The 10373-nt window shown below is 72.8% G+C and carries 11 protein-coding genes; 10 read left to right on the top strand and 1 reads right to left on the bottom strand.

The window, feature by feature from the left end:
- The first annotated feature begins 11 nt into the window (after positions 1-11).
- From E1193_RS25965 to E1193_RS25995, 7 genes are all read left to right on the top strand, one after another.
- Positions 12-1154: an LCP family protein gene (locus E1193_RS25965; RefSeq protein ID WP_243707906.1), complete on the top strand. Its 1143-nt coding sequence runs from the start codon at positions 12-14 to the stop codon at positions 1152-1154.
- A gap of 188 nt (positions 1155-1342) precedes the next feature.
- Positions 1343-2281 (top strand): LCP family protein, encoded by a 939-nt coding sequence (locus E1193_RS25970; protein WP_207922867.1) that lies wholly within the window; start codon positions 1343-1345, stop codon positions 2279-2281.
- 67 nt (positions 2282-2348) lie between these two features.
- Positions 2349-2684, top strand: a complete 336-nt coding sequence (locus E1193_RS25975; protein WP_132185811.1) for a rhodanese-like domain-containing protein — start codon at positions 2349-2351, stop codon at positions 2682-2684.
- A gap of 10 nt (positions 2685-2694) precedes the next feature.
- Positions 2695-3486, top strand: a complete 792-nt coding sequence (locus E1193_RS25980) for a glycerophosphodiester phosphodiesterase family protein (protein ID WP_132185812.1) — start codon at positions 2695-2697, stop codon at positions 3484-3486.
- A 51-nt stretch (positions 3487-3537) separates the two neighbouring features.
- A complete protein-coding gene (locus E1193_RS25985; protein ID WP_132185813.1) occupies positions 3538-4995 on the top strand; it encodes an ATP-binding protein in 1458 nt (485 codons plus the stop codon).
- Positions 4996-5062: 67 nt separating this feature from the next.
- Entirely contained in the window at positions 5063-5479 is a 417-nt protein-coding gene (locus E1193_RS25990) for an ATP-binding protein (protein WP_207922868.1), read from the top strand.
- A 59-nt stretch (positions 5480-5538) separates the two neighbouring features.
- On the top strand, positions 5539-6423 hold the full coding sequence (locus tag E1193_RS25995) for a DUF5926 family protein (protein WP_132185815.1): 885 nt from the start codon (positions 5539-5541) through the stop codon (positions 6421-6423).
- 307 nt (positions 6424-6730) lie between these two features.
- On the opposite strand, the gene E1193_RS26005 is transcribed toward E1193_RS25995, so the two are convergent.
- Complete coding sequence (locus E1193_RS26005; RefSeq protein WP_132185816.1) at positions 6731-7945, bottom strand: arginine deiminase; 1215 nt, start codon at positions 7943-7945, stop codon at positions 6731-6733.
- 163 nt (positions 7946-8108) lie between these two features.
- Here E1193_RS26005 and E1193_RS26010 point away from each other — a divergent pair, with 163 nt between their 5' ends.
- The 3 genes from E1193_RS26010 (at position 8109) to E1193_RS26020 (ending at position 10331) form a co-directional block, all read left to right on the top strand.
- A complete protein-coding gene (locus tag E1193_RS26010) occupies positions 8109-8846 on the top strand; it encodes a hypothetical protein (RefSeq protein WP_132185817.1) in 738 nt (245 codons plus the stop codon).
- Positions 8847-9029: 183 nt separating this feature from the next.
- Positions 9030-9488 carry a hypothetical protein gene (locus E1193_RS26015; RefSeq protein ID WP_132185818.1) on the top strand — a complete coding sequence of 153 codons (459 nt, stop codon included), beginning with the start codon at positions 9030-9032 and terminating at the stop codon, positions 9486-9488.
- Between the two features lie 69 nt (positions 9489-9557).
- Positions 9558-10331, top strand: coding sequence for a phosphotransferase (locus E1193_RS26020; protein WP_243707905.1), 774 nt, complete (start codon positions 9558-9560; stop codon positions 10329-10331).
- Positions 10332-10373: the final 42 nt, after the last annotated feature.

A 10373-nucleotide genomic window follows, 5' to 3' on the forward strand; every position in this document is an offset into this window, starting at 1 on the left:
CCTCGGCGACCATCCCCAGGCAGGGCGGTCGAGGCGGGCAGCGCACCGGCGGCGCGAAGAAGCGCACCAGGCGCAAGGATCCGCTCTGGGCCCGGCTCACCGTGGTCGCCGGGGCGGTGCTGATGATGACCAGCGGCGTCGCGATGGTGGGCAGTAAGGCGCTGATCAGCCAGGCGACCGGGAACATCGCCCAGAAGAACCTGCTCGGCGGGGCGGGCAAGACCGACGCCGAGGGCGGGGCCGACCTGAAGGGCCCGATCGACATGCTGCTGCTGGGCGTGGACGCCCGCGAGCGGTGGGCCGCCGACGACGTCCGCGCCGACAGCATCATCGTGCTGCACATCCCGGCCAGCCACGACCAGGCCTACCTCATCTCGATCCCCCGGGACACCGAGGCGCAGATCCCGGCGTTCAAGAAGAGCGGTTTCCCGGGCGGCACCGACAAGATCAATGCCGCCTTCCAGGCCGGCGCGCGCAACGGTGGCGGCTGGGAGGGCGGCGCCCAGCTGATGGCGCAGACCATCAAGAACATGACCGGGGTCAGCTTCGACGGCGCCGCGATCATCAACTTCGGCGGCTTCAAGAACGTGATCGACACGCTCGGCACCGTGCGGATCTGCGTCAGCCACGAGGTGAAGTCGATCCACACCGTGATGGTCGACGGCAAACAGATGTGGAAGGCGGACGCCAAGAAGACCGGCCGGCCGATGACCCCGGTTGTCTACAAGAAGGGCTGCCGCCAGATGACCGGCCTGGAGGCGCTGGACTACTCCCGACAGCGCTACGGCCTGCCGAACAGCGACTACGACCGGCAGCAGAACCAGCAGCAGCTGATCAAGGCGATGGCGAAGAAGGCCACCGACAAGGGCATGCTGACCAACCCGATCAAGGTGAACCAGCTGATCCGGGCGGCCGGCAAGGCGTTCGTCCTGGACACCGGCGGCGTACCGGTTCCCGAACTGATCTTCGCCCTGCGCGGCATCAGCGCAAACGAGTTGACCATGCTGCGCACCAACGGCGGCACCTACCACGGCAACGCCAACAACCGCGAGGCGCTCAGCGAGCAGACGCTGGCGATGTTCAAGGCGGTCAAGGACGACAAGCTGGCCGAATTCGTGTACGCGAACCCGAACGTGCTCTCCACCCGACGGTGACCCGTCCCCGGTCTGCGGAAACCCGCGCGGCCAACCACGCCCGGCCCGTACCGTGACCTGAGGAAGCCTCATGTCACGGCCACGGGGAGGGCGCCACGGCCAGGTCAGCGCGGGCCAACCGGGGGCGGAGCACACCGCTGCCCGGCCGCCGGGCCGCCCGGGTCCTGTGCGGCGCCGGTCTCGTCCTGGTGCTGCTGGCCGCGCTCGCCGTGGTGGGCATGAGGACACTCGCCCACCGGTACGAGCGCGCGGTCAACCGGGGAGAGCTGCTCGCCCCGGACGCCCGGCAGCCCCGCACCGACCTCGACGGAGGACTGAACTATCTGCTCGTCGGTACGGACCGGCGAACCGACTCGTCCCGCCCGGACCAGCGCTCCGACACGATCCTGATCGTGCACGTGCCGCCGGGTATGCGCCAGGCGTACCTGATCTCCGTCCCCCGCGACCTGCTGGTGACCATCCCGCCCGGCAACGGGTACCCGGGCGGCCAGGACAAGATCAACGCGGCGTACGAGCACGGCGGCGGGGGCCGGGGCGGCACCCGGCTGCTCTCCACCGTGCTGACCCGGCTCACCGGGATCCGCTTCGACGGCGCCGCCCTGGTCGACTTCGCCGGCTTCAAAGAGGTCATCGACCTGCTCGGCGGCGTCCGAATGTGCGTGGACACCGAGGTCCGCTCGATCCACACCGGGAACGTCTTCAGCCCTGGCTGCCAACAGATGAACGGCGCGCAGGCCCTGGACTACGTCCGCCAGCGCTACGACCTGCCGGGCGGCGACTACGACCGGCAGCGGCACCAACAGCAGCTGCTCCGGGCGGTGCTCGACAAGGCCGGCCAGACCGACCTGCGCGGCGACCCGGTCAAGCTCGACCGGGTGCTCCGGGCGGTGGGCGGCTCGCTGACCGTCGACACCAACGGCGTCCCCCTTCAGGAACTGGCCCTCGCCCTACGGGCGCTGCCGGCGGACGCGTTGAGCGGGGTGCAGGTGCCGTCGTACCCACAGATGATCGGCTCGGTCTCGTACGTGGTGCTCGACAACGGCGGCAGCGGGCTGTTCGACGCCGTCCGAGCCGGTAGGGTGCCCGGCTGGGCGAGCGCCCACCCACGCTGGGTCAACCGGCTCTGACCGACGCCGGCGCGCGCCAGCCCCGGCCAGTGCCGGCCGGCCAGCCGAGGATCTAGGCTTGGTACCCGTGTTCGGACCCCAGGTTCCCAGCGTGCCCGTGACCGAGATCGACGACGAGACCTACCTCCTCGACGTCCGCGAGGACGACGAGTGGGCGGCGGGCCACGCGCCCGGCGCCCACCACCTACCGATGATGGAACTGCCGGCCCGACTCGCCGAGGTGCCCACCGACCGGGACGTCGCGGTCATCTGCCGCTCCGGCGGGCGCTCCGCGCAGGTCGTCGGCTACCTGCTGAGCAACGGATGGGAGCAGGTGCGCAACGTGGACGGCGGGATGCGGCTGTGGGCCGCCGCCGGTAGGCCGGTGGTCGGCGGAGACGGGCAGCCCGGCCAGGTCGTCTGAGAGCCGGCAGATGGGCGATCCGCTGGTCTTCGCGCACCGTGGCGCGTCGGCCGACCTTCCGGAACACACTCTCGCGGCGTACCTGCGTGCCCTCGACGAGGGTGCCGACGGGTTGGAGTGCGACGTCCGGCTGACCCGTGACGGTCACCTGGTCTGCGTGCACGACCGCCGGCTGGACCGGACCAGCAACGGCCACGGGCTGGTCAGCGCGCGTACCCTCGCCGAGCTGGAGACGCTGGACTTCGGGTCCTGGCACCCGGGTTGCGTGCCGGCCGACGGCGACGAGGTGCTCGACGAGACGCACACCCGCCTGCTGACCCTGGAACGCCTGCTGGAGGCGGTGCTGGCCGCCGGGCGGCCGGTCCGGTTGCTGGTGGAGACGAAGCACCCGTCCCGTTACGGCGGGGACGTCGAACGGAAGCTGGTCACCCTGCTGCGCCGCTTCGGCCTCGCCGCGCCCGGCCCGGACGACCCGGTGCAGGTCACCGTCATGTCCTTCTCGCCGCTGGCCGTACGCCGGATCCGGGAGTTCGCCCCGGCCCTGCCCACGGTGCTCCTGCTGGAGGTGCTGCCGCGCTGGCTGCGGCTCGGCCGGCTGCCCTTCGGCGCCCGGATCGCCGGCCCCGGCATCGGGCTGGTCCGGGCCCGCCCCCAGCTGGTGCCGGCGCTGCGCGCCGCCGGCAACCAGGTGTACGTCTGGACGGTGAACGAGCCGGATGACCTGGAGCTGGTTCTCGACGCCGGGGTGGACGGGGTGATCACCGACCGGCCGGCCCGCACGCTGGCCCGGCTGCGCCGATGAGGCAACCGGCCGGGGGTGCCCCGACTCCGGTCGAGGAGGCACACTCGGGGCATGCCGGAGCGTACCGATCTCGCCGCCCTCATCGCCGGCCACAGCGCGGTGATCGAGATGATCAATTCCGGTGCCGTGGGGCTGCCCGTCCTCACCCGGCTGCTGCAGGTGGCCCGCCCGGCCCTCGGCGCGGACAGCCTGGCCTTCGTCGAGTTCGCCCCCGGCGGCGGCCGGGTCATCGCCGCCAGCGGCAGCGCCGAGTGGGCGATCGGGCGACCGCTGCCGGCCACCGACCCGGCCGCCGTCTGCCTGCTCGCCGGCCCCCGAGTGCGGCAGGTACGGGTCGACCGCCTGCCCGGGCCGCTCGCGGGTGAGCTGGCCGCGCGCGGCTTGCGCCGGATGGTGGTGGCCCGGTCCGAAATCGGTGGGCTCACCGTCGGCAGCCTGCACGCGCTCTACACCGACACCGAGGAGGCCGAGGACCCCACCGGGCACGCCGTGGTCGGCTACCTGGCTGCCTGCGTCGCCCACATGTACGGCGACCAGAGCGGACTGCCGGTGCACGGCGACGGGCCGGTGGTGGCGGCCCTCGCCGACGGGCTGGCCGTGGTCGACCGGGACGGCCACGTTCGACTCTGGAACCCGGCTGCGGCGCAGGTGACCGGTTGCTCTCCCCGGCAGGCGCTGAACCGGCCCCTGCCCCTTCCGCTTCCCCCGTCCGGTCAGGTGCTCGACCACCGGATGCCGGACGGGCGCTGGCTGCGGATCACCTCCGGCGAGTTGGCCGGGCCGGGGACGCTGCGAGTGGTCACCTTCCGCGACATCACCGACCAGCAGCGCCGGGACTCCGACCGAGATCTCTTCGTCGCGGTGACCAGCCACGAGCTGCGTACGCCGGTCACCGTGATCAAGGGGTACGCGGACACCCTGACCGACCACTGGGAGTCGCTGACCGAGCCCGACCGGCGAGCGGCGGCCCGGGTGATCGGTCAGCGCGCCAACGAGCTGGCCCGGCTGGTCGACCGACTGCTCACCTCCGCCACCGACGTTCGCTCCGACGGTGACCCGGCCGTACGGTTCGACCTCGGCGCGGCGCTGCGCGCCACAGTGCCCGACCTTTCGGCCGACCTGCGCCACCGGATCGTCCTCGACCTTCCCGCCGACCTACCCAAGGCGTTCGGCGACCGGCACAGCATCGCCACGGTGCTGACCGAGCTGGTCACCAACGCGGGGAAGTACTCGCCGCCGGACTCACCGATCGAGGTCACCGCGGACACGAGCGGGCAGACCGTCTCGTTCCGGGTCAGCGACCGGGGAGTCGGCATCCGGCCGGAGCACGTGGAGCGCGCGTTCGACCGGTTCTGGCAGGGCGAGTCCGGTGACAGCCGTGGCTATCCGGGGGCCGGGCTCGGTCTCTACCTCGTCCGCCGGATCGTTGAACAGCAGCGTGGTTGGGTATCCCTCCGGCCGAGGAGCGGTGGCGGTACGGTCGCAGAGGTGCGGCTGCCACGGGGATGACCCGCCGGCCTGAGCGGGGCGAGAGGGAGCGAGGGTGTCGACGCAAGCGGTCGAACGTTCGTGGTGTGTGGAGGTGCCCCACCACGCCACCGGCACGCGGTTGGCCCGGCACCGGCTCGCCGACGAACTGGCCGAGGCCGTGCCCGCGGCGCTCCTGGCCGATCTGGTGGCGGTCCTGGCCGAGCTGGTGGGCAACGCGGTCCGGCACGCCGACCCGCTGCCCGGCGGGGTGGTCCGGGTGGCCTGGCGGCTGCGGCCGACGCCCGTGGGGCCGAGCGTGTCGATCCGGGTGACCGACGGCGGCGCGGTGGCCCGGCCGCTGATGCGGGTGGCCAGCGCGGACGCGATCGACGGTCGCGGCCTGCACATCGTCTCGGGCCTGTCGAGCCGCTGGGGGGTCGACCGGGACGGACTGGGCCAGAGCGTCTGGGCCGAGTTCGACCCGGTCACCGCATCCCCGACCGCCCTGGTCGCCGCCGGCTGACCGGGCGCGGGGCGGGTCCTGCCCACGCCGCCCGGCTGCGGCCTCTAGGCTGTGTCGCCGTGAGCAAGCGTCGAAAGAACCAGCGCGCCGTCGAAGCCACCCCCCGTCGGGAGAAGGTCCGCGACATCTTCGTGCCCCGTCCGTTCGAGGGGCTGGCGGACGAGCCGGAGTGGATCGCCCTGCGCGAGCTCGTCCCGGCCGCCTCGGCGCCGCTGCGGCTCACCGCCGACCTGGTGACGGAGTACGGCGACCGTCCGGTCACCCTCGCCACCGTGCTGCCGATGGCCGCACCGGCGATGACGAAGCCGGACGGGCGGGTCTTCATCGGGCTCCAGCGGCACCAGCAGTCGGGCGATGTCTCCCGGGATCTGGCCGACGCGCTGCTCTGCGCGCTGCGGACCGAGCCGGGCGGCCAGGTCGTCGTGCCGCCGCTGCCCGGCCCCGGCCCGCGCCTGCAGGACATCGTGGTGGACGGCCCGCTGGAGATCAGCATGCACGACGGTTTCGAGTTCTGGCTGGACCCGGGGGCGACCGACGACCCGTCCGTCCAGGCGTCCCTGGAACGGGCGAACGCCGCCGTATACCCGACGGTGAAGCTCGCCGCCGCCCGGGCCGCCTACTGGTGCCAGGTGCCGGAGAAGGCGCACGTGCGCTGGGTGCTGCCGGAGGACGAGGACACCGCGCTGGACGCGCTCTCCCGGCTCTCCGCCGCCGGCACACTGACACTCGGCGCGGGCACGAAGTTCGCCGGCATGTTCCGGGCGCACGGCCGGCTGGTGCCGGTCTGGGATCTGCCGGAGGACGTGCCGGCCGTCGACTGGGAGGCGCCGGTCGCCGAGTTCGCCAAGCGGTACGCCGAGGCCCTGGCGGAGAAGGAGGCGCTGGACGCCGCCGGACGCCGGGCCCGCCAGGGTCTCCTGGGCCGCCAGCTCACCCTGCGCTGAACGGCCCGTTCCCGTCGGCCCATGGTGGGGCGGCCCGTCGGACGGCGGCCCGTCGGACGGCGGCCCATCGGACGGCGGCCCATCGGACGGCGGCCCATCGGACGGCGGCCCATCGGACGGCGGCCCATCGGACGGCGGCCCGTCGGACGGTCGGGCCGGTGGGCGTCGGGGCGCCTCGCGGGCAGGGACCGACTCCGAATGCGGCAAGTGGGCCCCTTTCCCCGGCCGGATAACCCCCCTTGCCGCAATCCGTGCCCCAGGGAAACGGCACCCGGACAGAGCGGTGCCCCGACAGCGGCGGCCGGCGTCAGCGGGTGGGGCGCAGGGGTTCGCGGACCAGCGGGCAGGACATGCAGCGGGGGCCGCCCCGGCCGGAGCCCAGCTCTGAACCGGCGATCGGGATGACCTCGATGCCGGCCCGTTCGAGTTGCGCGTTGGTCTCCACGTTGCGTTCGTAGCCGACGCAGAGCCGGGGTGCCAGGGCGAGGGTGTTGTTGCCGTCGTCCCACTGTTCGCGTTCGGCGGTCACCGGGTCGAGGCCGGTGTCGATGACCCGGAGTTGGTCGATGTCCATCGCGTCGGCGGCGGCGCGCAGGAACGGCGCGGGGCCGTCCACCCGCGGCTCGCCGTCCGGCCCGGCGACGACCGTGTACGCCGACAGCGTGCTGGCGACGTTCGGGTACATCAGCACGGCGTCGACGTCGACCATGGTGCAGACCGTGTCCAGGTGCATGGTGGCCCGTTCCTGGGCGATCGGCACCACCAGGATGGTGTGCGCCAGGCCGGCGGCGAATACCTGCCGGGCCAGCCGCTCGGCGCCGGCCGGGGTGGTCCGCTCGCCCACGCCCACGGCGAGCACACCGGGGGCGAGCAGCAGCACGTCGCCGCCCTCCAGGTGCTCCAGCTGCGGGTGGTAGACGAACTCGGTGCCGGCGAAGCGCGGGTGGTGGCGGTACACCGCGTCGGTGAGTGTGCTCTCCCGCCGCCGCGCCGGCATGGCGAGGCTGGTGACCCCGCCCCGGTCGCCGATCCACAGTGACGAGTCGCGGGTGAACAGCAGGTTGGGCAGCGGGTCGATGACGAAGTCGTGCCGGTCCATCAGCGTCCACACCAGGCCACCGGGGCGCTCGGGGCTGATCCGCACCTCCTCGTGGGCGAGCCCGGCGATGAGCACGTCGGCGAGCGCGGCGGGGTCGAGGTAGGCGAGGTGGTCGGCGACCCGGCGGCGCAGCGTGTCACCGAGCCGGGGAGAGCGGAGCACCTGCTCGGTGAGTTCGGTGCGGGCCTCGGGCACGGCGAGGGTCTCGGCGAGCAGCGTCGCGAGGTAGAGCACCTCGACGCCACGGTCGCGCAGCGCCGCTGCGAATGCGTCGTGCTCCTCCTGCGCCCGTCCCACCCATGGGATAGCGTCGAAGAGCAACGAGTCGTTGTTGCGAGGAGTGAGCCTGGCGAGTTCGGGCCCCGGGCGGTGCAGCAGTACCGTGCCGAGCCGACCGACCTCGCTGTCCACGTAGTGGGTCACTCTCGCAGCGTAGGACAGGCGCGAGCAGTGTCCACGGGAAGAAGGGGGGATGAATATGGCATTCATCCGCACTCATTCCGGCGCTTCAACTTGCCGTACCCCCGGGACGGCGACGTAGGGTAGTGAGGACATAACTTCGAGGGACCTTTTGCCGGAGGTCGCGATGACTGTCTTTCCCGCTCGTCGAGCCGTACCCACCCGGGCACTGCCGCCCGTGACGGTGCCGCAGCCCCGGAAGGAAGCGCCCTCGGCGCTCCAACCGGCCCGTCCCAGCCCGTTGGAGTGGGCCCGTCGCCGTCGGGCGGAGCGGGGCGCACGCCGGCTGGAAGCGGCCGGCGCACGTGCGCTCGGGCAGCTCGACCACCTGGGCCCAGCCTGGCACGTCATCGAGTGGCCGCGCACCGACCCCACGGACGCGCTACTCGGCCGTGGCCAGGACGACCGGGCCGGTTTCCTCGCCATCGGCCCCAGCGGGCTCTTCGCGGTGAGCATCGCCGACCACGGGCGGGCTCGCGTGCTGGTGGCCGGCGACGTGGTCCAGATCAACGGCAAGCGCCCGCCGTACGTGGCCGAGGCGCGGCGGGATGCGAAGCGGGCGAGCAAGGTGCTCTCCGAGGCGGTCGGCCTGCCCATCCCGGTGACGCCGGTGCTGACCTTCGTCGGCTCCGGCGTCATCAGCGTCTACGGCCTGCCGAAGGACTGCCTCATGGCGACCCACCGGGAGCTGGATCGCCTCCTGGTCGCCGGTGGCAACCGGATCAGCCCGGCCACCGCCGAGAAGCTGTCCCGGGTCGCCCAGCAGCCGCAGACCTGGCTCAACGGCGGGTATCGTCCGGCTGCCGACTACCGGTGGTACGACGAGGGCCGAACGGCCGCTGACAAGCCGGCCGCCCGCCGGTAACGTCACCGGCGACGCCACGTGGCCCCGGGCCCGCCGAGGGAACCCATCGGTCCGCGCTGTCGCCGGCCGTCCGGTCGGTCCGGGCAACCGATCTCACCGACGGCCGGTGGCCGGAGCGTGAACGAGCGGCCGTCGCGAGGACCGGCTAGCGTGGACAGACCGTCGGTGTACATAGGAGGCGCGGTGGCCCACGTCGAACTCTCGCTCTCGGAAGTGTTCGCGCCGGCCTCGCGGACTGCGCCGGAGCAGGAGTCCGACAACGTCAGCCAGTGGTGTGTCACGGTCACCCTCGCCGACGAGCCCTGCCTGCTGATCGACGCCAAGACCCGGGTGGTGGCCATCTCCACCGCCGGCTGCCGGCTGCTCTGCCTGGGTGACCCGGAAGACGTGATCGGCCGGCCACTGCTGGCGGGTGGCCTGCGGCTGCTCGACTTCACGGCGGCTCGCGGCGAGCTGACCGAGCAGGAGACCGACAAGATCCCCCCGTTGCTCGCGCTGCACTCCGGGCGACTGGCCCGCGGCCTGCTGCGCGTACAGGCCGCCGGCCGGAACACGCCCGACGCCACCGTGGACGCCATCTCCACCCCCGTGCTGACCGACGGCACGGTGGCCGGCTCACTCACGTTCTTCTCCGAGATCTGACCCACGCCCGCAGTGGCGGCACCGCACGTCGGGGACGCGGCGATTTGGCCGGCATCGTATGGTGCCCCGGTGCTGCCCGAACAGGAGACCCCGCTCACCGGGGGAAACGTGGCGGCGGGCCTCGTTCGGGTCGGAGACACCGTACGACGGCCCGTCGGTTACTGGACCCCGGCGGTGCACGCGCTGCTCGAACACCTCTGGTCGGTCGGTTTCCGGGGCGCACCCCGGCCGCTGGGGATCGACGAGAAAGGGCGGGAGGTGCTCACCTACGCGGAAGGTGAGGTGCCGTGGCCGTCCCACTTCGACCTTCTGGACCCGCTGGACCAGCTCGCCAGGGTGGGCCGGCTGGTCCGCGAGCTGCACGACGCGCTCTCGACCTTCAACCCGCCGCTCGACGCGCAGTGGAACGTCCTGATGCCGGCCGACCGGGACGAACTGATCATCCACCACGACCTCGCGCCGTGGAATCTGGTGATCGGTGACCGCTGGGTCTTCATCGACTGGGACAACGCGGGGCCGGGATCACGGCTGTGGGACGTCGCCTACGCCGTCCACGGCTTCATCCCGATGTCGGCGCACCCTGAGTGGCAGCGCGCGGATGCGGGGCCGCGGCTGCGGGTCTTCGCCGACGCGTACGGGCTGGACGAGCAACAGCGCCGGGAGCTGGCTCCCATGCTGACCGCGCGGACCTGGGCGATGCACGACTTCCTGCGGGACCGGGCCGCACTCGGGGTGGAGCCCTGGGCGACCCACTGGCGGACCGGGCACGGCGACGCGTGGCGCTCGGACGCCGAGTACACCGAGCGCCACACGGGCCGGTGGCGCAGGGCGCTGCTGGGCTGAGCGCGAGGGCAGCACCGAGCCGAGGCCGCCCCGGCCGTACTC

This window comes from Micromonospora sp. KC606, assembly GCF_004348675.1.
Taxonomy (GTDB): domain Bacteria; phylum Actinomycetota; class Actinomycetes; order Mycobacteriales; family Micromonosporaceae; genus Micromonospora.

What these genes read in the sequence shown, in the direction of transcription:
- E1193_RS25980 (WP_132185812.1), top strand. Translation starts at nt 2,695, where the DNA reads ATGGGCGATCCGCTGGTCTTCGCGCACCGTGGCGCGTCGGCCGACCTT.
- E1193_RS25985 (WP_132185813.1), top strand. Translation starts at nt 3,538, where the DNA reads ATGCCGGAGCGTACCGATCTCGCCGCCCTCATCGCCGGCCACAGCGCG.
- E1193_RS26010 (WP_132185817.1), top strand. Translation starts at nt 8,109, where the DNA reads ATGACTGTCTTTCCCGCTCGTCGAGCCGTACCCACCCGGGCACTGCCG.